General features: G+C 68.7%; 24 protein-coding genes. 13 read left to right on the plus strand and 11 right to left on the minus strand.

Annotated features, from left to right (window positions below; translation table 11 throughout):
• Nucleotides 1–137: 137 nt before the first annotated feature.
• Together ACLM5J_RS20095 and ACLM5J_RS20100 are read right to left on the minus strand one after the other, a co-directional pair.
• Entirely contained in the window at nt 138–896 is a 759-nt protein-coding gene (locus ACLM5J_RS20095; RefSeq protein ID WP_413658457.1) for an SDR family NAD(P)-dependent oxidoreductase, read from the minus strand.
• Nucleotides 896–2,068, minus strand: coding sequence for an acyl-CoA dehydrogenase family protein (locus ACLM5J_RS20100; protein WP_413658458.1), 1,173 nt, complete (start codon nt 2,066–2,068; stop codon nt 896–898). Before ACLM5J_RS20100 ends, ACLM5J_RS20095 begins: the two co-directional genes overlap by 1 nt.
• A gap of 139 nt (nt 2,069–2,207) precedes the next feature.
• Between ACLM5J_RS20100 and ACLM5J_RS20105 the strand changes: the two genes are divergently transcribed.
• From ACLM5J_RS20105 to ACLM5J_RS20135, 7 genes are all read left to right on the plus strand, one after another.
• Entirely contained in the window at nt 2,208–3,842 is a 1,635-nt protein-coding gene (locus ACLM5J_RS20105) for an AMP-binding protein (RefSeq protein ID WP_413658459.1), read from the plus strand.
• Nucleotides 3,839–4,456 (plus strand): TetR/AcrR family transcriptional regulator, encoded by a 618-nt coding sequence (locus tag ACLM5J_RS20110; RefSeq protein WP_413658460.1) that lies wholly within the window; start codon nt 3,839–3,841, stop codon nt 4,454–4,456. Before ACLM5J_RS20105 ends, ACLM5J_RS20110 begins: the two co-directional genes overlap by 4 nt.
• A 59-nt stretch (nt 4,457–4,515) precedes the next feature.
• Nucleotides 4,516–5,139, plus strand: coding sequence for a TetR/AcrR family transcriptional regulator (locus tag ACLM5J_RS20115; RefSeq protein ID WP_413658461.1), 624 nt, complete (start codon nt 4,516–4,518; stop codon nt 5,137–5,139).
• Nucleotides 5,140–5,306: 167 nt separating this feature from the next.
• The gene (gene cysD, locus ACLM5J_RS20120; protein ID WP_413658462.1) at nt 5,307–6,215 is read left to right on the plus strand and encodes a sulfate adenylyltransferase subunit CysD; all 909 of its coding nucleotides are present in this window, start codon (nt 5,307–5,309) and stop codon (nt 6,213–6,215) included.
• Complete coding sequence (gene cysN, locus ACLM5J_RS20125; RefSeq protein WP_413658463.1) at nt 6,215–8,089, plus strand: sulfate adenylyltransferase subunit CysN; 1,875 nt, start codon at nt 6,215–6,217, stop codon at nt 8,087–8,089. The genes cysD and cysN overlap by 1 nt, the downstream gene beginning before the upstream one ends.
• The gene (locus ACLM5J_RS20130; protein ID WP_413658464.1) at nt 8,082–9,236 is read left to right on the plus strand and encodes a hypothetical protein; all 1,155 of its coding nucleotides are present in this window, start codon (nt 8,082–8,084) and stop codon (nt 9,234–9,236) included. The genes cysN and ACLM5J_RS20130 overlap by 8 nt, the downstream gene beginning before the upstream one ends.
• 43 nt (nt 9,237–9,279) lie before the next feature.
• Complete coding sequence (locus ACLM5J_RS20135) at nt 9,280–10,437, plus strand: sulfotransferase family protein (RefSeq protein ID WP_413658465.1); 1,158 nt, start codon at nt 9,280–9,282, stop codon at nt 10,435–10,437.
• A 112-nt stretch (nt 10,438–10,549) separates the two neighbouring features.
• Here the strand turns inward: ACLM5J_RS20135 and ACLM5J_RS20140 are convergent, their stop codons facing one another.
• The 7 genes from ACLM5J_RS20140 to ACLM5J_RS20170 all read right to left on the minus strand — a co-directional run bounded on the left by ACLM5J_RS20140 (nt 10,550) and on the right by ACLM5J_RS20170 (nt 14,677).
• Nucleotides 10,550–11,314: an MBL fold metallo-hydrolase gene (locus ACLM5J_RS20140; protein WP_413658466.1), complete on the minus strand. Its 765-nt coding sequence runs from the start codon at nt 11,312–11,314 to the stop codon at nt 10,550–10,552.
• 24 nt (nt 11,315–11,338) lie between these two features.
• Nucleotides 11,339–11,752 (minus strand): nuclear transport factor 2 family protein, encoded by a 414-nt coding sequence (locus ACLM5J_RS20145; RefSeq protein WP_413658467.1) that lies wholly within the window; start codon nt 11,750–11,752, stop codon nt 11,339–11,341.
• Nucleotides 11,753–11,844: 92 nt separating this feature from the next.
• Entirely contained in the window at nt 11,845–12,144 is a 300-nt protein-coding gene (locus ACLM5J_RS20150) for a DUF202 domain-containing protein (protein ID WP_413658468.1), read from the minus strand.
• A gap of 1 nt (nt 12,145) precedes the next feature.
• Entirely contained in the window at nt 12,146–12,505 is a 360-nt protein-coding gene (locus tag ACLM5J_RS20155) for a YidH family protein (protein WP_413658469.1), read from the minus strand.
• A 36-nt stretch (nt 12,506–12,541) separates the two neighbouring features.
• Nucleotides 12,542–13,327, minus strand: coding sequence for an SDR family NAD(P)-dependent oxidoreductase (locus ACLM5J_RS20160; RefSeq protein ID WP_413658470.1), 786 nt, complete (start codon nt 13,325–13,327; stop codon nt 12,542–12,544).
• On the minus strand, nt 13,320–13,814 hold the full coding sequence (locus tag ACLM5J_RS20165) for a nuclear transport factor 2 family protein (RefSeq protein ID WP_413658471.1): 495 nt from the start codon (nt 13,812–13,814) through the stop codon (nt 13,320–13,322). The genes ACLM5J_RS20160 and ACLM5J_RS20165 overlap by 8 nt, the downstream gene beginning before the upstream one ends.
• The gene (locus ACLM5J_RS20170; RefSeq protein ID WP_413658472.1) at nt 13,814–14,677 is read right to left on the minus strand and encodes an LLM class F420-dependent oxidoreductase; all 864 of its coding nucleotides are present in this window, start codon (nt 14,675–14,677) and stop codon (nt 13,814–13,816) included. The genes ACLM5J_RS20165 and ACLM5J_RS20170 overlap by 1 nt, the downstream gene beginning before the upstream one ends.
• 202 nt (nt 14,678–14,879) lie before the next feature.
• On the opposite strand from ACLM5J_RS20170, the gene ACLM5J_RS20175 reads away from it, so the two are divergent.
• The 6 genes from ACLM5J_RS20175 to ACLM5J_RS20200 all read left to right on the plus strand — a co-directional run bounded on the left by ACLM5J_RS20175 (nt 14,880) and on the right by ACLM5J_RS20200 (nt 21,715).
• Nucleotides 14,880–15,716, plus strand: coding sequence for an IclR family transcriptional regulator (locus ACLM5J_RS20175; RefSeq protein ID WP_413658473.1), 837 nt, complete (start codon nt 14,880–14,882; stop codon nt 15,714–15,716).
• A gap of 79 nt (nt 15,717–15,795) precedes the next feature.
• On the plus strand, nt 15,796–16,656 hold the full coding sequence (locus ACLM5J_RS20180; RefSeq protein ID WP_413658474.1) for an alpha/beta fold hydrolase: 861 nt from the start codon (nt 15,796–15,798) through the stop codon (nt 16,654–16,656).
• 155 nt (nt 16,657–16,811) lie between these two features.
• Entirely contained in the window at nt 16,812–17,996 is a 1,185-nt protein-coding gene (locus ACLM5J_RS20185; RefSeq protein ID WP_413658475.1) for an acyl-CoA dehydrogenase family protein, read from the plus strand.
• A gap of 7 nt (nt 17,997–18,003) precedes the next feature.
• On the plus strand, nt 18,004–18,990 hold the full coding sequence (locus tag ACLM5J_RS20190) for a VOC family protein (protein ID WP_413658476.1): 987 nt from the start codon (nt 18,004–18,006) through the stop codon (nt 18,988–18,990).
• The gene (locus ACLM5J_RS20195) at nt 18,987–20,453 is read left to right on the plus strand and encodes an FAD-dependent oxidoreductase (RefSeq protein ID WP_413658477.1); all 1,467 of its coding nucleotides are present in this window, start codon (nt 18,987–18,989) and stop codon (nt 20,451–20,453) included. Before ACLM5J_RS20190 ends, ACLM5J_RS20195 begins: the two co-directional genes overlap by 4 nt.
• Nucleotides 20,453–21,715: a hypothetical protein gene (locus ACLM5J_RS20200; RefSeq protein ID WP_413658478.1), complete on the plus strand. Its 1,263-nt coding sequence runs from the start codon at nt 20,453–20,455 to the stop codon at nt 21,713–21,715. Before ACLM5J_RS20195 ends, ACLM5J_RS20200 begins: the two co-directional genes overlap by 1 nt.
• 153 nt (nt 21,716–21,868) lie before the next feature.
• Here the strand turns inward: ACLM5J_RS20200 and ACLM5J_RS20205 are convergent, their stop codons facing one another.
• Nucleotides 21,869–22,660 (minus strand): SDR family NAD(P)-dependent oxidoreductase, encoded by a 792-nt coding sequence (locus tag ACLM5J_RS20205; protein ID WP_413658479.1) that lies wholly within the window; start codon nt 22,658–22,660, stop codon nt 21,869–21,871.
• Entirely contained in the window at nt 22,657–22,989 is a 333-nt protein-coding gene (locus ACLM5J_RS20210) for a ferredoxin (protein WP_413658480.1), read from the minus strand. The genes ACLM5J_RS20205 and ACLM5J_RS20210 overlap by 4 nt, the downstream gene beginning before the upstream one ends.
• Nucleotides 22,990–23,081: the final 92 nt, after the last annotated feature.

Raw genomic sequence — 23,081 nt, forward strand, 5'->3', positions numbered from 1 at the left:
GATAGAAATGACCAGCGCCGCCCCACCGATCATTCGGTAGGGCGGCGCTGGTCTGTGCATGGCCGGCCAGCGGCCGAGTCAGTGACGGTTCGGCGCGTATGCCTGACGGCTCGGCGCGTATGCCTGACTGTTCGGGATCAGCGGGGGGCCATCCGCAGCGCGCCGTCCATCCGGACGACCTCGCCGTTCAGGTAGTCGTGCTCCACCAGGAAGGTGGCCAGCTGGGCGTACTCCTCGGGGCGGCCGAGACGCTGCGGGAACGGAACACCGGCCGACAGGGTGGCGCGGAACTCCTCCGAGACGGTGGCCAGCATCGGGGTCTCGATGATGCCCGGGGCGATGGTGTTCACCCGGATGCCGTACTGCGCCAGGTCGCGAGCGGCCGGCACGTTGAGGCCGACGACGCCACCCTTCGACGACGAGTACGCGGCCTGGCCGATCTGGCCCTCGAACGCGGCGACCGACGCGGTGTTGATGATGACGCCGCGCTGGTTGTGCTCGAGCGCCTCGGTCTCGGCGATCTTCTCGGCGGCCAGGGCCAGCACGTTGAAGGTACCGATCAGGTTGACCTGGACGATCTTGGCGTAGAGGGCGAGGTCGTGGACGCCCTTCTTCGACAGGATCCGGCTCGACGGGCCGATGCCGGCGCAGTTGACCACGACACGCAGCGGCTCGGCGCCACCAGCAGCCTGGTTGACGGCGGCCTGGACCTGCTCGGGGTCGGTCACGTCGACCGGTACGTAGGTGATGCCGTCGATCGCGGGGGCGGCGTCGATCGAAGCCTGCAGGTCGAAGGCGTAGACCTGGGCTCCCTTGGCCGCGAATGCCTGGGCGGTGGCCGAGCCGAGGCCCGAAGCGCCGCCGGTGACGATGGCGGCGATGTTCTGCAACTGCATCAGTTGATCTCCTTGGTGATCTGTCCGTTGTTGTCCTTGTCCAAGGCGCGTGCGATCACCATCCGCTGGATCTGGTTGGTGCCCTCAAAGATCTGCATGACCTTGGCCTCGCGCATATAGCGCTCGACGGGGAAGTCCTTGGTGTAGCCATACCCGCCGAGCACCTGAACGGCATCGGTGGTGACCTTCATGGCGTTGTCGGTGGCCACCATCTTGGCAATGCTGGCTTCCTTGCCGTACGGCAGCCCCTGATCCTTGAGACGCGCGGCGTGCAGGAGCATCGCCCGCGAACTCTGGACGGCGGCCTCCATGTCGGCGAGCACGAAGGCCAGGCCCTGGTGGTCGATGATCCGCTTGCCGAACGCGTGGCGTTCCTTGGCGTAGGCGACCGCCTGGTCGAGAGCGCCCTGGGCGAGACCGGTGGCGACGGCGGCGATACCGAGCCGACCGGCGTCGAGCCCGGCGAGCGCGATCTTGAGGCCTTCGCCCTCGGCACCGAGTCGGCGTTCGACGGGGATCCGCACGTTGTTGAGCAGGATCGCGGTGGTCGCGGAGCCGGTCAGGCCCATCTTCCGCTCGGGGGTGTCGGCGACCAGACCGGGGGTGTCGGCCGGGATCAGGAAGCAGGAGATGCCGTTGCGGTCGTCGGAGGTACGCGCCAGCAGCTTGTAGTAGTCGGCGTGGCCACCGTGGGTGATCCAGGCCTTCGAGCCGTTGAGCACGTACTCGTCGCCGTCGAGGCGGGCGGTGGTCTTCATCGCGGCCGGGTCCGAGCCGGCGTGGGCCTCGGAGAGCGCGTAGGCGCCGAGCAGGTCGCCGCCGAGCATCTCCGGCAGCCAGGCCTGCTTCTGCTCCTCGGTGCCCTTGGTGGCGAGCCCGAAGCAGGAGAGCGCGTGCACGGAGACGCCCACGCCGACGCTCGACCAGACGGCGGAGATCTCTTCCAGGACCTGGAGGTAGACCTCGTAGGGCTGACCGCCGCCGCCGAACTCTTCGGGGTACGGCAGGCCGAGGATGCCGACCTCGCCGAGGAGCTTGAAGACGTCGCGGGGGAAGGTCTCGGTGGCTTCTGCTTCGGCTGCCCGGGGGAGGAGTTCCTTGGTGGCCAGGTCGCGAACCAGGTTGATCAGGTCGCTTGCTTCTTCGGTGGGAAGCACACGGCGGGCAGTCATCGGACTCCTTTGAATGTGTTCTGCGTCATGAAAGATTGATACTGGAAGTAGATCCAAAGTACTCATAGGAGTACCGAAGTGTCACGGTGACGTGAGCCGAGACACAACAGGCCCCGTTCCAGACCAGGGAGAAAACCCGATGACCCCCGACGCGCGCGTCGCTGAACTCCTCGCCACCTTCGACAACGACGGTCGCGACCTCGGCTACCTGCTGTGCGACCGGCACCCGGCAGACGCCGTCGCCTTCACCATCGTTCAGCCCGACCTGACCTTCCGCGACCTCACCTATGGCGAGCTCGCGGAGAGTTCGCGCCGCTTCGCTGCGGCCCTGGTCGAGCTCGGTGTGAAGCCCGGCGACCGGGTCGCCACGCTGATGGGCAAGTCCGCCGACTTCGTCACCACGGTGCTCGGTATCTGGCGGGCCGGGGCGGTCCACGTGCCGCTCTTCACCGCGTTCGCGCCGCCGGCGATCGGCCTGCGCCTGCAGGGCTCCGCCGCCAAGATCGTGATTACCGATGCCGGCCAGCGCGCCAAACTGGTGCCGAGCGAGGACCTGCCGGCCGACCCCGAGCGTCGGGTGATCGTGGCCGGCGAGGCCGCTGACGGCGAGCTCGAACTGGCCGCTCTGCTGGCCGCTGCCGACCCGGCTCAGGCACCCGCCGTCGAGCGCAGCGGCAGTGACGAACTGGTCCGGCTCTTCACCTCCGGGACCACCGGTACGCCCAAGGGTGTGCCGATCCCGGTCAAGGCGCTCGCCACCTTCGTGACCTACCTCGAGTACGGCCTCGACGTCACCGCCGAGGACGTCTACTGGAACGCCGCCGACCCGGGCTGGGCCTACGGTCTCTACTACGGCATCGCCGCGCCGCTGGCGGCCGGTCGCCGCAACATCCTGCTCCAGGCCGGCTTCAGTCCGGAGACCACCTGGAAGGTGATCAACGAACTCGGCGTCACCAACCTGGCCGCCGCGCCCACCGTCTTCCGCAGCCTGCGCTCGGCCGAGACCCCGGCCCCGGCCGGGATCGACCTGCGCCGGATCTCGTCGGCCGGTGAGCCGCTGAACCCGGACGTCGTCACCTGGGGCGCCGAGACTCTCGGTGCGGAGATCCACGACACCTACGGTCAGACCGAGCTGGGCATGTCGATCGTCAACGGCTGGCACCCCGACGTCGCTGCCGAGATCCGGCACGGCTCGATGGGTCGCGCGATGCCGGGTTGGAAGGCCGCGGTGCTCAAGGAGACCTCGGACGAGATCGCCGAGCCGGGCGAGCTCGGCCGCGTCGTGATCGACCTCGAGGGCAGCCCGCTGATGTGGTTCACCGGTTACGTCGACGCCCCGGAGAAGACCGCCGAGCGGTTCAGCGCCGACGGCCGCTGGTACTACACCGGCGACGCCGGCCAGATGGACGCTGACGGCTTCCTCTACTTCTCCGCCCGCGACGACGACGTGATCATCATGGCCGGTTATCGGATCGGCCCGTTCGAGGTCGAGTCGGTGCTGGTCGGTGACCCGCGGGTCGCCGAGTCGGCCGTGGTCGGTGTCCCGGACGCCCTGCGTGGCGAGGTGGTCGAGGCATTCGTGGTGCTGGCGCCCGGAGAGACGCCGTCCGATGAGTTGGCGACCGAGCTGAAGAACCGGGTCAAGACCAAGCTCGCGGCGCATCTCTACCCGCGAGAGATTCACTTCGTTTCGCAGCTTCCGAAGACGCCGTCTGGGAAGATTCAGCGATTCCAGCTTCGCAAGGAACGTACCGAGGAGATCTCGAAGCCATGACCACAACGACGTCGACCGGTCGGCGGGGGTTGCCTGCTGCTGGTCGACGTCGTCGCACGGCGCGGCAGGTCGACCTCCTCGATCGGCTGGTCGCGCTCTTCGCCGCCGAGGGTTTCGCCGAGTTCACTCTCGACGACCTGGCGGCGCGGCTGCGCTGCTCGAAGACCTCGCTGTACACGTTGGCCGGCTCCAAGCAGGAGTTGGTCACCGAGGCGGTCAAGCAGTACTTCCGCGAGTCCGTGCCCAACGTCGAGGCCGCCGTCGAGGCTGCCGGTGACGGGCCGGGGGAGCGGGTCGCCGCGTATCTGACGGCGGTCGGCGAGTATCTGGAGCCACTGTCGCGTGAGTTCGTGGCGGACATGGCGGCGTTCGCGCCGGCGGCCGAGGTCTACCGACGTAACACCGCGGCCGCTGCCGACCGGATCCGCGAACTGATCGCGGAGGGCATCAAGGCCGGAGCCTTCCGTGAGGTGCATGCCGCGTTCGCTGCCGAGATGGTCGCAGCCACCATGTTCGAGATCCAGCGCGGTGAGATGTTCTCCCGCCTCGAACTCAGTGACGCCGAGGCCTATGCCGAACTCGCCTCCCTGATCGTCTATGCGTTGACCGCCTGATCGCTGCGGGTGGGAACTGCCCCAGCTCCGCGGGCGGTGTCTCGCGTAGGCTCGGCGTCATGACGGCGGCAGTCCCTCGCAAGTACGACAATTCCCGGCGCCAGAGCCGTGGTCGCGAGCGGATTCTCGAAGCGGCGTTGGAGCTTGCTCGCTCCGCCGGCAGTTGGGACTGGAGCGACATCACCTTCAAGGTGGTCGCCGAGGCTGCTGAGGTCAGCGAGCGCACGGTCTATCGGCATTTCCCGGCGCAGCGGGATCTGCATGAGGCGATGATGGTGCGGATCAACGAGCAGGCTGCGATCTCCTACGACGACCTCGAACTCGCTCAGGTCCCCGATGTCGTGGACAAGCTCTTCAACTCGCTGGCCACCTTCACGCCGAGCGCCACCGCCCACGGGATACCGCCTGCTGCGGTGATCGCGATGGACCGCGAGCGGAATCGCGCGCTGCGGCGGGCCAGTGGTGGCGACGTCCGGTTGGCGGCGGTGCTGGACATCCTATGGAGCACGGACGCCTACGAGCGGCTGGCGCTGAGTTGGCGGATGTCGACCCAGGAGGCGGTCGACACGATCGCCTGGGCGATGGCCGAACTGACCGACGGGGCTGCTGTCTCCGGCGCCCCGGGCACCGTCGAGGAGGCCGACGGCGTCGTCGTCGGCGACGAGGCGGACCCGGAGGTCTGACCCCTTCGCGGCGGCCGGTGAGCACTGCTCGCCGGCCGTTTTTGCATGCCTGGAACCGGAGGAGTCCCGGTGCGGTGGGAACGCGGATTGACCACCCTTGATATTTCGTGTCAGTCTTCTGACTCGAAATACTTCAGGGGAACGCGATCGAGAAGGATGAGGAACCCGTGACAGTCGTCTACGAACAGACGCACCTCGACCGGCTGGAGTCGGAGTCGGTGCACATCTTCCGCGAGGTCGCGGCCACGGCCGAGAAGCCGGTGCTGCTCTTCTCCGGCGGCAAGGACTCCGTGGTCATGCTGCACCTCGCGCTCAAGGCCTTCTGGCCGGCCCAGGTGCCGTTCGCGGTGATGCACGTCGACACCGGCCAGAACTTCGACGAGGTGATCACCTACCGCGACCGGATGGTCGAGCGGTACGGCCTGCGCCTCATCGTCGCCAGCGTCCAGGACGACATCGACGCCGGGCGCTCCGTCGAGCAGTACCCGGGCGCACCGCGCAACCGGCTGCAGACCGCGGCACTGCTGCGTGGCATCGCCGAGAACCAGTTCGGCGTCGCCTTCGGTGGCGCCCGCCGCGACGAGGAGAAGGCCCGCGCCAAGGAACGGGTCTTCTCCTTCCGCGACGAGTTCGGCCAGTGGGACCCGCGTAACCAGCGCCCCGAGCTGTGGAGCCTCTACAACGGCCGGCACCGCAAGGGCGAGAACATCCGGGTCTTCCCGCTCTCCAACTGGACCGAGCTCGACATCTGGTCCTACATCGAACGCGAAGGCATCGAACTTCCCGAGCTCTACTACGCCCGCAAGCGCACCGTCGTCGAGCGCGACGGCATGCTGCTCGCCGTCAACCGCTTCATCGAACCGCAGCCCGGGGAGCAGCCGTTCGAGGCGTTGACCCGGTTCCGCACTGTCGGCGACGCCACCTGCACCGGGTGCGTCGAGTCCGACGCCACCACGACCGCCGAGGTGGTCGTCGAGGTCGCCGCCGCCCGGATCACCGAACGTGGCGCGACGCGCGCCGACGACCGGATCTCTGAGGCCGGCATGGAAGACCGCAAGAAGGAGGGTTACTTCTGATGAGCGAACTACTGCGCATCGCCACCGCCGGGTCCGTCGACGACGGCAAGTCCACCCTGATCGGGCGGCTCCTGTACGACTCGAAGGCGATCTTCGCCGACCAGCTCGACGCCGTCGCCGTCACCAGTAAGGCGCGCGGCTCGGACGCTCCCGACCTGGCGCTGCTCACCGACGGCCTGCGCGCCGAGCGCGAGCAGGGGATCACCATCGATGTCGCCTACCGGTACTTCGCCACGCCGAAGCGGAAGTTCATCATCGCCGACACCCCGGGGCACCTGCAGTACACCCGGAACATGGTCACCGGCGCCTCGACCGCCGACGTCGCGATCATCCTGATCGACGCCCGGCACGGGGTCCTGGAGCAGTCGCGCCGACACGCCTTCCTGGCAAGCCTGCTGGCGATCCCGCACCTGGTCGTCTGCGTCAACAAGATGGACCTGGTGGAGTTCTCCGAGGAGGTCTTCAACGAGATCCGCGCCGACTTCGAGAAGTTCGCCGCCAAGTTGGAGGTCCGCGACCTCTCCTTCATCCCGATCAGCGCACTCACCGGCGACAACGTGGTCACCCGCAGCGCGGCGATGCCCTGGTACCAGGGCGCCGCCCTGCTCGACCAGCTCGAGAACCTGCACATCGCCTCGGACCGGAACCTGATCGACGTCCGGTTGCCGGTGCAGTACGTGATCCGGCCGCACCAGTCGCGTGACACTGACCTGCACGACTTCCGTGGCTACGCCGGCACCATCGCCGGTGGCGTGATGAAGGCCGGCGACGAGGTGACCGTACTGCCATCGGGCCGGACCACCACGGTCACCGCCGTCTGGGGCCCCGGTGGCACCAAGGTGGAGGAGGCGTTCACCGGTCAGGCCGTGACCGTCGAACTCGCCGACGACATCGATATCGCGCGCGGCGATCTGATCTGCCGACCGCAGAACCGGCCGTTCGTCGGTCAGGAGATCGACGCGATGGTCTGCTGGCTCACCGAGCAGAGCAGCCTGATCCCCGGGCATCGGTACACGATCCAACACACCACCCGGTCCACGCGTGCCGTGGTGGAGAAGATCGACTACCGGCTCGACGTCAATACGCTGCACCGTGACGAGGAGGTCGCGGACCTGGGCCTCAACGAGATCGGCCGGGTCACCCTGCGGACCCAGCAGCCGCTGCTCTTCGACGCCTACCGCCGCAGCCGCGAGACCGGCTCGTTCATCCTGATCGACGAGACCACTAACAACACGGTGGCCGCCGGCATGATCACCGGGCCGGCCGTCTCCTATGACAACGTGGTCTGGCAGAACGGCGCCGTCGAACGCGCCGCACGTCCGGCACCGGAGGCCGGCCGGGGGATGACGGTCTGGCTGACCGGGCTCTCGGGCTCGGGCAAGTCCACGATCGCGGTCGAGGCCGAGCGCCAGCTGAGTGAGAGCGGCCGCGCCGCCTACCTCCTGGACGGCGACAACCTTCGCCACGGTCTCAACGCCGACCTCGGGTTCAGCGTCGCCGACCGCGCCGAGAACGTACGGCGGACCGGAGCGGTGGCGCAGATCCTCGCCGACACCGGCCAGATCGCGATCGTCTCCCTGGTCTCCCCGGACGCGGCCGCGCGTGACCGGGTCCGTGCCGCGCATCGTGAAGCGGGCCTGCGGTTCGTGGAGGTCTTCGTGGACACGCCGTTGGCGGTCTGCGAGGGCCGCGACCCCAAGGGTCTGTATGCACGTGCTCGAGCCGGTGAGATCGCCGACTTCACCGGGATCGACGCACCCTACGAGGCGCCCACGGAACCGGAGGTCAGACTCACGCCTGCCGATGGCGGCGTCGACGAATCCGTTCAGGTTCTGCTGGAAGCCCTGCGTAGCAAGGAGATGAGTGATGACTGACGAGTGGACGGCGGAGCTCCGCGAGGCCATCGCCGAGGCGGAGGCGCTGATCGCGGACCCGCCCTTCGAGATCACCGAACAGGAACGGGCCGAGGGCTACGACTACCTGGCGGGGAGCATCCGCTCCTCGCTCCAGGCCGCCTTCGACTACGACCTGGTCCATCCGGTGCTGATGAACGGTACACACCAGTACGCCCGCCAGGGACTGGACAACCCGGACGCGATCTACTTCAACGCCTACCTCGACGCCGGCGGCACCTACGAGATCTCCGGTGTTCGAGGGAGCTCGGTGGACCTCTCCTTCCAGGTGATGGACGGCAACTACACCGCCGACGGTTCGCCGGTCTCGCTGGCCTCCTTCGACGACCGTGAGTTGGACGTCGCCGAGGACGGCAGCTTCTCCTGGCGCTTCGGCCCGGAGCTGGGGCTCACCAAGGGGACCAGTGTGATCATCCGGGAGGTCTTCAACGACTGGTCGAACGAGCAGCGCGGCACGATCCGGATCCAGCGGCTCGACACCGCCGGGGTGCCGCGCGCGCTGCTCGACCGCGAGCAGGTCGCCAAGCGCTACCGGGTGGCGGCCAAGGCGCTGACCGGTCGGATCCGGACCTGGTTCGAGTTCCCCAAGTGGTTCACCTACACCGAGCCGGTGAACACGCTGACGGCGCCGAGGTCCACGCCTGGTGGTTTGGTCAGCCAGTTCTCGTCGTTGGGCCACTACGACCTGACCGACGACCAGGCACTGATCGTCACCGTGCCGGTCTGTGACGCAGCGCCGTACCAGGCGATCCAGATCGGCTCGAAGTGGTACGTCTCCACCGACTACGAGCACTATCAGTCCTCGTTGACCGGCGCCCAGGCACAGGCCGACCCTGACGGTTACTTCCGCTACGTGATCTCGACGCGGAACCCGGGGATCGCGAACTGGCTCGACACCACCGGCCATGCCGCAGGAGTGATCATGCTGCGCTGGCAACGGGTCGAACGACCGCTGACCGCCGACGACGGCCCGCAGGTCGAGCTGGTCGCCTTCGACGACGTCGCGGCGCGGCTGCCCTACTACCCGCAGAACCAGGTCACCGCCGAGCAGTACGCCGGCCGGATCGCGGAGCGGCAGGTCGGTATCGCGCGGCGGATGATCTCGTGAGGGCGGGCCGGAGAAGGATGAGCAGCGAGCAGGGAGTTCGACGATGAGTGACAACGTGATGGCGCGCGAACGGGAGACCGTCGGGAGCTACGAGGAGATCGCCGAGGCCGCCGTCCGGTCGACGGGGTTGACCGACTTCGGGGACGGGCGTCACGAGGAGGGGCTGCGGGTCCTGGTCGACGACCTGAACTCGCCGGCGGCCGGGCTCACCCCACGCGGGCGCTACTTCCAACGCTCGGAGGTCAAGAGCGCGCTGGTCGGACGGCTGCTGACCCAGGCCCAGTTCGCCGCGCATCCCGAGCGTCACCAGGTGCGGATCGAGCGGCCCGTCTTCGTGATGGGCATGCCGCGGACCGGGACCACGATCCTGCACCGGTTGCTCCATGCCGATCCGGCCGCACAGGGGTTGGAGATGTGGCTGACCCAGTTCCCGCAGCCGCGGCCGCCACGGGAGACCTGGGAGGCCGACCCGATCTTCACCGCGATGCAGCGTTCCTTCGCCGCGCACCACGAGGCGTCTCCCGACTATGCCGGTATCCACTACCTGGATGCGACCACGGTCGAGGAGTGCTGGCGGTTGCTGCGTCAGACCGGTAAGTCCAACTCCTACGAGTCGTTGGCCTACCTGCCGCAGTACACCGAGTGGCTGCGCCGGCAGGACTGGACCGACGCCTATGCCCGGCACCGGGAGAACCTGCAGTTGATCGGGATCAACGATGTCGAGAAGCGGTGGGTGCTGAAGAACCCGTCGCACATGAGCGCGCTGGACGCGGTGATGAGCGTCTACCCGGATGCGCTGATCGTCTACACGCACCGCGAGCCGGTGACCTGCATCGCCTCGGCCTGTTCGCTGACCGCCGAGACCACGGCCGGACAGTCGGAGACGTTCGTGGGGGAGCGGTTGGGCCGTAGCCAGTTGGAGCTGTGGTCGCATGCCTACCACGCGTTCCACGATGCGCGATCCGCCTATGACCAGAGCCAGTTCGTCGAGATCGGTTTCGGCGATCTGGTGCGGGATCAGGTGGGTACGGCCCGTGCGGTCTACGACGCTTTCGGGCTGGACTGGAACAGTGACGTCGAAGCGGCGATCGCCGCCGTCGACCGGGAGGCCCGTGAGGGTAAGGCGGCACCGAACCACGCCTACTCCCTGAGCGACTACGGCCTCACCGAGCGCCAGGTTCTCGACGCCTTCGACCGCTGATCCGGAGCCACCAACTCACCGCTTCGCGTCACGCTCCCGATAGTCCCTGACGAAAAGCCCCTGAAATCGCCGATTTCGGGGGCTTTTCGTCAGGGACTATCTCCCGGAGGGACTAGCTGGGGTGGAGGCGGGAGCCGGGGGCGGGGACGTCGAGCCGGACGGCGGGAAGGACGGTCCGCATCTCCTCGGTGAACCGGTCGGCGGGCTCGACGAAGAGCCGTTGCCGGGTGCGTCGGGCGACCTCCAGGCCGATCGGCCACAGGGTGCCGTAGTGGACCGGGACCGCCCACTCGGCGCCGACGCGGCGGATCGCCTCGGCGGCCTGCGACGGGTCGAGATGGTGCTCACCGAGGGTGGGGCCCCAGCCGCCGATCGGGACGATCGCCAGGTCGACCGCGGCGACGTCGGCGAGCCCGTCGAAGAGGCCGGTATCGCCGGGGTACCAGACGCTGTGCACCGGGTCGGCGATCCGGAAGCCGAGCGCCGGTGCGCGGAGTTTGGAACCCGGGAGCCGGCGATCATCGTGGTGGGCGGGCAACACCTCGATCCGGAGGTCGCCGTGGTGGACCAGCTCGCCGGGGACCACCTCGGTGAGCGGGTTCGGCATCGAGGCGAACAACGGGGCTGCTCCGCGGGGCACGATCAGCCGGGTGGTGGGCGCGAACCGTCGCAATGACGGCAGATGCAGGTGGTCGGCGTGCAGATGCGAGATCAGCACCAGGTCTGCCTGCGGCGTACGCAACTCGGCAGGCAGCTCGATCCGGCGTCGGAGGTGGTAGAGCTGCCTGCTGAAGACCGGGTCGAGAGCGATCCGGGTGTCACCCAGTTCGAGCACGCCGCTGGCATGTCCCCACCAGGTGAACGCGAGCTCCGGCATCTCTTGCGACCTGACTCGGCGGAGCTACTGCGCCTTGCGCAGCACGCCCCAGTCGCCCAGCGAGATGGAGATCTCGAACGAGCGCCGGTGCAGCACCCAGCCGGTGCCCTTACGGACCCAGGTGTCGTCGTACTCGCCGAAGAGCTCCAGGGTCTTGCTCGCCTTGTCGCCGGCGCCGAGGTGCATCACCCGGCCGTAGCTCCAGGTCCGGGCCTTGTCCTCGCCGGTGAAGCTGACCCGGTGGTTGCCGAGCAGGTGCTGGGTCGGGCCGCATCCGTCGAGGTGGGCACGCATCTGCGCGATCACCTGCTCCGCACCGTCGGTGCCGTAGCCGCGGACGTCGTCGGCGAGCAGGCCGCGAAGGGTCACCCAGTCACGGGCATCGGTACCTCGGGCGAAGTCGGCGAGCGCCTCAAGAACCTGTGAACGAGCGGACATCTGCGATCAAACCTCCCATGGGAATCCCTGGCTTAAGTGTGCCGCGTGAAGCAACTCCGTGGGGCTGCTTCTCACATCTGGAGCCGGATGGCTCAGCGTAGAAGAGCGAACAGTTCGCTCAGGGCGATCAACGCCGTTGCGAGGGTCAGTGCAGCAGGCGCCCGGCCGCCGCGCCGCTCGGCGCGGACGGTGCGCCGGTATCGACCCCGGCTCTCGAACAGTACCCAGAGCCCGAGCATCGCTGCCAGGGCGAGCGGAACCGCCAACACGGCCAGGTCCGCTGCCCGCAGCCGGGCCAGGATGGCTGCGCCGCCGACGATCGAGAGCGCTGTGCGTTGCCAGGCGAGCGCGGTGCGCTCGTTGGCGATCCCGGGGTCGTCGAAGGTGGCCAACTCAGCGCAGTCCGGCCAACGCGATCGCGGCGGCCGCGATCAGCACCAGGGCGATCCCGACCCCGATCCCGAACGAGGGCAGGGGTTCGGCGCGACGGACCGCGCGCTCGGCACTCGCCCAGCGGAGCCAGGCAGCGACGGTGGTGAGCAGGCCTGCAGCGACCAACAGGACGGCCAACGCCTTCTGGGTGGCGTCGGAGAGCGACAGGTCGACGACGTCCACGGCGACCCCGGCGACCAGCAGGGCCAACGCCGTCCGGATCCACGCGAGGAAGGTGCGCTCGTTGGCGAAGCTGAACCGGTAGTCCGGCTCGGTCCCTTCCGCATAGACACTGCGTGGCCAGCGGCGATCGGGTGCCATCTGCCGGGGTCTCCGTTCTGGGATGAGTGGGTGACCTCAGGCCTGAGCGTCGAGGTCAGGGGTCCAGGCGACGCCGTTGATGTGGCCGCCACCGTCCACGAACAGGGTATTGCCTGTCACGTATCGACTGTCCTCCGAGGCGAGGAACAGGGCCGCAGGAGCGATGTCCGCAAGGGGATCGCCCATCCGGCCCATCGGGTTGGCGTTGTCTGCCGCGGCGGCGATCTCGGGCCGGGCGGCGACGATCCGTTCGAAGGCCGCGCTCCGGGCGCCGGGTGCGATCACGTTGACGGTGACACCGCTGGGGGCCCACTCGCGGGCGGCGGTCCGGCTCAGGGTGCGCAGGGCCTCCTTGGCCGAGTTGTACTCCAGCGTGCCCATGTGCGCGTTGATGCCGTTGAGGCTGACCATGTTGACGATCCGGCCCCAGCCGGCCGCCTTCATGTGCGGGTAGGCGGCACGCATCGCCCAGAACGGGCCGTAGTAGCCCATCGCGAAGCCACGTTGGAGTTGTTCGTCGGTCTTGAGTTCGACGCGGCCGATCCCGGCACCGCCCCAGGCGTTGTTGACCAGGATGTCGATGCTGTCGAACTCGGCGACCGTGGTGGCCACCATGCTCTCCACCTGCTCGCGGTCCATCACGTCGACGGGGATGAAGAGACCGCCGATCTCGTCGGCAACCTGCTGGCCCTTCTCGGCATTGATCTCCGCGACCACCACCTTCGCGCCCTCGGCGGCGAAACGACGTGCGATGCCGGCACCGATGCCGTCGCCGCCGCCGGTGATCACCGCGACGCGGCCGGCGAGACGGCCCTCAGCCACGGCGTTCGCCCTTCGCGCCGGCCGCCATCAGGGCCCGGGTCTCGGCGTCACCGTCGAGCAGCCGTGAGGTGCGGCAGGTGGTCTGCCATCCGTCCGCGGTCCGCTCCAGCTCCCAGTGGTGGATGCCGGCGCGGGCGGGGATGAACCGTTCCTTGTGGTGCACCATCAGGATCGATTGGCAGACCGCGACCGCGGTGTCGCCGTCGACGGTGACGGTGGCCGGCCCGAGGAAGTGCGCGGAGCCCTTCGCGATCAGGCCTTGGTGCGCATCGCCGTTGACCATCGCCACGATCTCGGCACGCGAACCCATGTACATCTCGTCGACGTCGTAGATGCCCGCCTCGGTCCAGATGGCGCCGACCTCGTCCGCGCAGCCGGCGTCGACCAGCGGCCCGTAGGAGGCGATCAACCGGGTGATCTCGGCCTGGTCCTCCAGAACCTGGAGTCGAGCGGTGATTGCTTCGAGTTGCGCGGCGACGTCGGTCATCAGTCCTCCTGGAGCTCTGCGGAAATGGTGGCGAGGGCCTCGAGCTGCTCCACGTAGTGCGTCGCGGAGCCGGCCTGGATGTGCACGTTGGCGATGGTGGCGCCGGCGTCGCGGGTGCGGCGCAGCGCGCGGGCGGTGCGTTCGGCGTCGCCGGTCGGGTCGAGCGGTCGTCCGGCGCCGAGCACGATCTCGAATCCGTCCGGGATCTCCACGGCGCTCAACATCTCGGCGAGCTTGTCGTGGGGGAGGCCGAAGGGGCACCAACCGTCGCCGTACTTGACCGCGCGGCGCAGGCTGATCGGGGTGTGTCCGCCGATCCAGATCGGCACCCGCTGCTGGACCGCGTGCGGCTCGACGACGAGGTCGGTGAAGTCGAAGAACGGACCGTGGTGCTCGACCTCGCGCTTGGAGAGCGAGCTGCGCAGGGCGTCCAGGGCGTCGTCGGAGACCTTGCCGCGCTTCTCCCAGTCGGCGCCGAGCAGGTCGAACTCCTCCTTGAGGGAGCCCACTCCCATGCCGAGGACGACGCGGCCGCCACTGATCATGTCCAAGGTGCCGTAGCGCTTGGCGATCTCCAACGGGTGGTGGTAGCCGATCACCAGGATCTGGGTGTGCAGCCGGATCCGCGTGGTCCGCGCGGCCAGGTAGGAGAGCGTGGCCAGCGGGTCCCAGTAGGTGCCGCCGCGTTCGGCTGCGACCTGGCTCGGAACGGCGACGTGCTCGGAGCAGGTCAGGTAGTCGAACCCGAGCCGGTCGGCGGCCTCGGCGACGGCGGTCAGCTCGGCAATTCCTGCGGAGCGTTCCCAGGGGGAGTGCTGGCCGGGAAAGGCGGTGACCAGCGGGCTGTTGAGCCCCAGACGCATGGTGACTCCTTGATAGGTCGGGGTCTGCCATCCAAGGGCGGTTCCCGGCTGCGTGGGGTGCTCGGTCTCGTTGATCGGAACAGCTAGCAGATTTCTACCTAGAATCAATTTCAGTTCAGGACTTCCCTTGGAGCGTGAGCCGGGTTACTGTCGGAGGGCAGAATTCATTTCAGTTTTGCACTGAGAGCTGGGAGGGAAAACCATGTCGATCGCCCCCGAGACCGCCATGGAGTCCGTCGACGCGCAGGCAGCTGCGCGCCGCGACTTGCCGCCGTCGATGGTGGAGCGGATGACGCTGATCCTGGATGTCTTCCAGGGTCGCGACAGCCGCCATACGCTCGAAGACGTCGCCCGCATCACGAACCTGCCCCGGTCCACCGCGCACCGGATCCTCGACCAGCTCGTCCGTCTGGACTGGCTGGCCCACACCTCGTTCGGCTACAGCCTCGGCCGTCGCTCGCTCTCGCTCGGCGGAGGGGCCGGCGACCACAGCGAACTGCGTGCGGCTGCTGCTCCGTACCTGCACGACATGCTGCTGCGCACCGGCGCCGTGGTGCACCTCGGTGTCCTGGTCGGTCACCAGGTCCACTACCTCGACAAGATGGGCGGCCGGTTCGCCGCGATCGCGCCGTCCCGTGTCGGCGGTTGGGCTCCGGCCCACTGCACCGGCCTCGGCAAGGCGATGCTCGCCTGGATCGAGCCGGAGGAGGTCGATCTGCTGCTCGCCGACCACATGAGCCGCCGTACCCCCAAGACCATCGCCGAGCTCGGCGAGCTTCACCTCGAGCTCGGCCGGATCCGGGCCCGTCACGGCCTGGCCCTGGAGGTCGGCGAGAGCTTCGACAACATCGCCTGTGCCGCCGCCGCGATCCGTGGCCCTCGTGGCCCGGTCGGTGCCGTCTCGGTCGTCGGCGAGGTCAGCATGCCGCTGGAACGGGTCGCTCCGCTGGTGGTCGACGCCGCCCGCCGGATCTCGCTGGACCTCTTCGGTGACGTCGTCTCCGGCCCCAACCGGAACCGGATCGTCAGCGCCCACTGATCCGCAGAATCCGCAAGTTCGAGAACCGACCATCGGGAATTTCCCGGTGGTCGGTTCCGTTCCCCCCTAGATTGAGCCAGTGTTCAATCGAGAAGAGACCTTGCGAGAGTTGGCAACCGAGCGCGGCGTGCTGCGCTACCACGAGGCTGGCCCGGCTGATGCGCCGCCGCTGCTGTTGCTCCACGGCTCCGGCCCCGGCGTCACCGGCTGGCGCAACTTCGCCGACAACCTCCCGGCCCTGTCCCAGCACTACCGCTGCCTGATCCTCGAGTTCCCGGGCTTCGGCGTCAGCGACCCGGTCGACAAGCACCCGCTTGCCGCCGCGCTGCCCGCCGTCGGCGACTACCTCGACGGGCTCGGCATCGACCAGGTCGACATCATCGGCAACTCGATGGGTGGCATCGTCGGTGGCCGCTTCGCGATGGCCCAGCCGGACCGTGTTCGTCGCCTGGTCACCGTGGGCGGCATCGGCAAGAACCTGCTCAGCCCCGGCCCCGGCGAGGGCCTGCAGTTGCTGATGGACTTCACCGACGACCCGACCCGCGAGCGCCTGGTGCAGTGGCTGAACTCGATGGTCTTCAACCGCGGCATGATCAACGACGAGCTGATCGAGGCCCGTTGGGAGCAGGCCACCGAGCCGTCCACCCTCAAGGCTGCCCGGATGATGTACTCCCGCGCCGCGATGGAGGCGCTCGACAAGTTCCAGGCCGCATCGCCCGAGCCGCCCTACTGGGCTGAGTTCCACAAGATCAAGGCTCGCACCCTGATCACCTGGGGCCGCGACGACCGGGTCAGCCCGGTCGACATGATGCTGCTCCCGATGCGGACCATCCCCGACGTCGAGGTGCACGTCTTCCCGAACTGTGGCCACTGGGTGATGATCGAGCAGAAGGCAGCCTGGGAAGCCGCCGTTCTGGCCTTCCTGCTGCGTACCGACTGAGCCCGAGGAGCGGCTCCGCCGAACCTCCGTCACCAGCAACGCCCGCCAGCCCCTCCCAGTGATCGGGAGGGGCTGTGGCGTTGCCGGGTGCCCGCTGAGAATCTGGCGGCACCGGGAATCAGCCCGGTGTTTGATGGAACTGTGGAGGACCACCCGTGACGAACCCCGTCCTCGAGGCGATCGAGGCCCAGGCTGACGAGATCGCAGCCAACGGCCCCGAGAACGAGAAGCTCGGCAAGCTCACCCCGCGTACCGCTGAGCTGCTCCGCGCCAACGGCGTCATGAAGATGCTCCAGCCCGCCAAGTACGGCGGCACCGAGGCGCACCCGGCCGAGTTCGTCGAGGCCGTCATGAAGCTGGCCTCCCTCGACGGTTCCACGGGTTGGGTCGCGGGCATCGTCGGCGTCCACCCCTGGGAGATGGCGATGTGCGACGCCGACACCCAGGAGCAGATCTGGGGCAAGGACAACGACGTCTGGGTCGCCTCCCCGTACGCCCCGATGGGCGTCATCAAGCCCGTCGACGGCGGCTACATCTTCAACGGTCGTTGGCAGTTCTCCTCCGGCACCGACCACTGTGACTGGATCTTCCTGGGCGCGATGCTCGGCGACGCCGAGGGCAAGCCGGCCATGCCGCCGCAGCCCTACCACGTGATCCTGCCGCGCTCGGACTACGAGATCGTCGAGGACAGCTGGGACGTCGTCGGCCTCCGCGGCACCGGCTCCAAGGACATCATCGTCAAGGACGCCTTCATCCCCGAGGCACGCGCGATCGCCTTCTCGAAGTTCCTCGACGGCTCGCAGCCGAAGGAGGCGGGTCTGACCAACCCGCTCTACCACATCCCGTTCACCACGGCCTTCCCGATGGGCATCACCAGTGCCGTCGTCGGAATCGCCGAAGGCGCGCTGGCCAGCCACCTCGCCTACCAGCGCAACCGGGTCCAGATCACCGGCACCAAGGCCAAGGACGACCCGTACGTGCTCTTCGCGATCAGCGCGGCGGCCGAGGAGATCAAGGCATCGCGTACTGCGATCATTGAGAACGTGAGCCGTTTCTACGACATGGCGGAGAAGGGCATCAAGGCCACTCTCGCCGACCGTGCCGCCTCGCGTCGTACCCAGGTCGCCGCGGCCTGGCGTGCGGTCCGCGCGATGGACGAGATCGTCGCCCGCTCCGGCGGCAACGGCATGCGGATGGACAACCCGATCCAGCGCTTCTGGCGCGACGGCCACATGGGTCTGGTGCACGCCATCCACGTGCCCGGATCGGTCTTCCACGCCACCGCTCTCACCGAGATGGACGTGACCCCGCCGCCTGGCCCGATGCTGGCCATGATCTGAGGATGAGATGACGCATATCCGGGGGCTCGGGTATCTCCGGGTCCAGAGTCGTGACCTCGACCGTTGGCGTGAGCTGGCGGTCGGGGCCCTCGGCCTCCAGGAGGTGCCGGGCCCGTGCAAGGACGGCCTGCACCTCCGGATGGACGAGAGGAGCTCCAGGCTCCTCGTCCTGCCCGGCGACGTCGACAAGCTGCTTGCTGTCGGCTGGGAGGTGCGTGACCAGTTCGCCCTGGCGGCGGTCGGTCGCGCTCTCGGCGCCTCGGGTACCCCGGTCCGCGAACTCGACCCGGTCGAGTGCGCGCAGCGTCAGATCGAAGCGGGAATCCGCTTCGCCGACCCGTCGGGATCGCCCGTCGAGGTCTTCTTCGGGCCGGTCCTCGACCATCGCCCGGTACTGACCGCCCACGGTCAGCGGTTCGCCACGGCCGACGTCGGCATGGGCCACGTCGTCCTACCCAGCGTGCACGTGGAGGAGTCGGTCACCTTCTACACCGAGGTGCTCGGCTTCCTGCCCCGCGGCGCGATCCGGCTCGGCTCGGCCTGGGGCAAGTCCCAGTCGGCACCCCACGCGGCTGCCGACGCGGCGCTCTCGGACCCCTCGCTGCATGAGCCGCCGGAGCGGATCCGCTTCCTCGGCGTCAATCAGCGTCACCACAGTCTTGCGCTCTGCCCGGCCCCCGTCGGCCACGGCCCGGGCGTGCTCGCCCTCGGTCTCGAGGTCGACTCGTTGGACGCCGTCGGGATGGCCCTCGACGCCGTCAACGTCTCGGGTTTCTCGCTCTCCTCGACCCTGGGGCGGCACACCAACGACCGGATGGTCTCCTTCTACGTCCGGGTGCCCGGCGGTTGGGACATCCAGTACGGCACGGACGGGGTCCGCGTCGACGAGACGTCGTACACCTCCGAAGAGATCACCCGGCCCAGCTACTGGGGCCACACCTGGACCACCACCGCGCCCTACCGTCCCGTAACCCCGCCAAGGAGTGACCCGTGACCAAACCCGTTCAGCTGAGCCAGGTCGACAGTTTCGATCACGAGGTTGACGTGTTGGTCGTGGGGCACGGATGTGCCGGCGCGGCGGCTGCGATCGAGGCTCGCCGGGCGGGTGCGTCGGTGATCGTGCTCGAACGGTTCAGCGGCTCGGGCGGTTCGTCGGCCCAGTCCGGCGGCGAGCTCTACCTCGGCGGTGGCACGGCGCTGCAGCAGGCCTGCGGTTTCACCGACGACGACGCGGACAACATGTTCGCCTACCTGAGCAAGGCGTTGGGCCCGTACGCGGACGAAGAGAAGGTCCGCCTCTACTGCGACGGCTCGGTCGACCTCTTCGACTGGTTCGTCGACTGTGGTGTCGAGTTCGTGGAGTCGCTCTACGACGCACCGACCTGGATGCCGCCGACCAAGGACGGCCTGATGTGGCTGGGCGAGAACGCCTGGCCCTACAACGAGGTTGCCCGCGCGGTACCACGCGGCCACCGACCCGCCGCAACCGGTTTCGGCGGGCACGCGGTGATGGCGGCACTCAGTGCCACGTGCGACGCGCTCGGCGCCGAGACGCACACCGACACCAAGGCGATCTCCCTGATCCTGGACGGCGACCGGGTGGTCGGCGTGACCGCCCGCAAGTTCGGCAAGGACGTCAGGTACCGGGCGAAGGCCGTGGTGCTCACCACCGGCGGCTTCGTCGACAACGAGCAGATGCTGGCCGACCATGCGCCGGTGCTGCTGGGCCACGGCAAGGTCAGTGACGGCGGCGACGACGGTAGCGGCATCGAGATGGGTATGGCGATCGGCGCCCAGACCCGGCGGATGGGCTTCGTGGAGGCGGCCTACACGGCGCTGCCGGCGATGGTCTGCCGCGGGATGCTGGTCAACGGCCAGGGCAACCGATTCATCAACGAGGACGTCTATCCCGGCCTCTTCAGCCACGCGGCGCTGCACCAGCCCGGACCGTGCTGGGTGATCCTCGACGAAGCCGGCCTGGACGACGTCCCGCCCGGCGACCTGTGGGGCGTGCGGCCGAGCTACGGCGCGGAGACCCTGGCTGAGCTGGAGAGTGACCTCGGGCTGCCGCCCGGCTCGTTGGAGTCCACGGTGGCCGCCTACAACCGGCACGCCGCGGAGAGCGGAACCGATCCGCTGTATCACAAGGACGACAAGTGGATCCGGGTCCTGGAGGGCCCGTGGGCGGCGATCGATCCGCGGATCACCTTCGGCGGTGGCGATGTGAAGACCACTGGCTTCTCCGGCTTCACCCTGGGCGGTCTGGCGACCGACGTCGACGGCCAGGTACTCAGCGTCGGTGGCGGCCCGGTGCCCGGCCTCTACGCGGCTGGGCGGGCGTCGTCCGGGATGCATGGCGAGGGCTACATTTCCGGTACCTCGCTGGGCGACGGAACCTTCTTCGGACGACGCGCCGGGGTGCACGCCGCGGCGGCGGTCAAGGCCCAGGACGCCTGATGGGTAGCGGCGCAGGCTCCGCACTCGCCACCTCCGACCAGGTCAGCCGCGACGCGCTACTGGTCGAGCTGATGACGGAGCCTGCGTTGCGTGCGGCCCGGGATCGGGTCGAGCAGCTCTACTTGGAAGACCCTGTCTGCGGCGGCAGCGCAGCCGGCATCGCCAGTGCGGCTGAGGCCGCGGCCTCGATCACCGCGGCAGCGATCCAGCACGCGTTGGTCTCCGACCCGGCGCGTCCGGCGTTCCTCTGGTCCGCCTGCGCCGCGCACTCCTGGCCCGGCCTCGAGGTTCCTAACTCGGGCTACGGGATCGACAACCCGGACAACGTGCACCGGCGCACCGCCATCGACGGCGTCTCGACCTACCGGATCAGCGCCCGGGTGCCCGAGCGACCGGCCGCTCAGTTCTCCTTCATCTGCTACGGCCAGCCGGAAGCCGAAGGCGCGGTCACCCGAGAAGGAGCGGTGATCGCCTCGGTCCTGCTCTCGCACCAGGTGACCACCGACGCGGAGGGGCGCTTCGAGGTGACGGTCGGTCCCGAGCCGGTCGCGGGCAGTGCCCACCACCTCAACTCGCTGCCCACCAGCACCTGGTTACTGGTCCGGGACGCCCTCACCGTCTGGGAGGACCAGGAGCCGCTGCACCTGGAGATCGAACGCATCGCCGGCCCGACGGCACCGCCCGCGCAGACCCGCGACGAGCTGATCGAGATCGCGGTGGCCAACGCGGAGCGGCTGAGCATCTACTGGCTGGCCTACAACAACGAGCTTCTCTACGGCGCCCGTGAGGTCAACAAGCTGCCGCAGCCTGTCGGCAGACCGTTCGGCGCCTCGGTCGCCGCTCCGTTCGCGGTGCCGGCAGGGGAGGGGCTCGTGGTCACCCTCGACCCGGTCGGCTGCGACTACCTGGGCTTCGAGGTGACCGACCCCTGGGGCGTTACCCGGCCGTCGGTCACGGCACTCGGCGGACTCAACAACCGCCAGGCGATCGCCAACGAGGACGGCACGTTCAGCTACTGGATCGGTCCGGTCGACCCCGGCGTGCACAACTGGCTCGACACCGGCGGCCTGGACGCCGGCCTGATCACCGCGCGGTGGCAGGGCGGAGTGTTCGCCGCGGACGCGCAGCCGGTTCGCGGCACGGAACTGGTGCAGCTCAGCGAAGCGCGCACTCGGTTCGCCGCGAACCAACTGGTTACGCCGGAGCAGCGCGCCGAACAGTTGCGCCAGCGGGCCGTGGCGTTCGCGCGGCGTCTCGGCTGAACCGGGCTGGACCGGGCTCGACCGGACGCCGGCCAACAGGCGTTGACCGCTGACAGCACGAGGCCCGCCGAGAACTGATGTTCTCTCGGCGGGCCTCGTGGGGTTGGCGTCGGTGGATGCGCCGACGCCTGCGTTGCCGGGGTGGCGGCAAGGTCAGTGCTTGGGCACCATCAGCTTCATCATCTTCTCGGTGCCCAGGACCAGCTTCGCGCGGTCGCTGGTGGAACGGATCTCGACGACCTTCTCGTTGCCCGGCATGACCTGCACCGGACCGTTGGGAAGGGCGAGGAGCGCTTCTCGGGCGGCGTCCACCGGCTCGGTGACGTTGACGCCCGGGATGTCGAAGTTCAGCCCGGCACGGACCATCGCCGGGGTGCGGGTGAGACCGAGGACGAACTCGACGACGTCGACGTTGTACTCGCGCAGTTCCACCCAGAGGCCCTCGGCGAAGATCTTGCTGAACGCCTTGGCACCGCCGTAGATGCTCTCGGCGGAGGCGCCGACGTAACCGGCCAGCGAGCCGATCAGCAGGATGCCGCCGCGCTCACGCTCCTTCATCTTCGGTGCGTAGTGGTGGACCAGCGCCAGCATCGCGGTGACGTTCAGGTCGATCACGCCCTGGAAGCCCGAGAGCTCGCCGGCCAGGAACGGGCCGCCGTAGCTGTTGGCGCCGGCGTTGTAGACGAGCAGGCCGACCTCGACGTCGGCGGTGGCCTCGGTGATCGCGGTGATCGACTCCGGCTTGGTCAGGTCGGCGGCGACGGTACGCACCTCGACCCCACGCTCGCGGACCTTGGCGGCGGTCTCCTCCAACGGACCCGGCTTGCGGGCGATCAGCAGCAGGTTGAAGCCGTCGGCGGCGAGCTGGTCGGCGAACTCGGCGCCGACACCTTCGGAGCCACCAGCGATGACGGCCCAGGGGCCGTACTTGGCGAGGTCGGTCACTTGTGTCCTTCCGGGTTGGTCTTCAGGGGGTCTTCGTCCTGGATCTCGAGCTGGCCGCGCACTGCTGCCATCCGCACCGACTCCTTGAGCTTTCCGCAGCCCAGGAAGGCGTTCCGGTTCGGGCGGTCGGCACGGGGGAGCGGAGACTTGCGCTCCTCGCAACGGTCCAACGCGTCGGCGTGCCACTGGATCGAGGTCTGGTCCCAACTGCTCTTGCGGACCTCGACGCAGGCGCCGCACGCCGTGCACTCGACCGGCGCCATCGGCCCGTCGTCCAACCGGACGTCGGGCCGCGGCGGGCGAGGCGCGGTTGCGCCGTCGGCGGACATCAGGACTGAGCTGCCTGACGGGCCGCCATGTTCTCGGCGACCTCGGCGCGCCACGCCTCGTTGGGGCGGGTGGTGTCGATCTCGAACTCGAA

Source organism: Nocardioides sp. Bht2, from assembly GCF_047308515.1.
Classification (GTDB): domain Bacteria; phylum Actinomycetota; class Actinomycetes; order Propionibacteriales; family Nocardioidaceae; genus Nocardioides.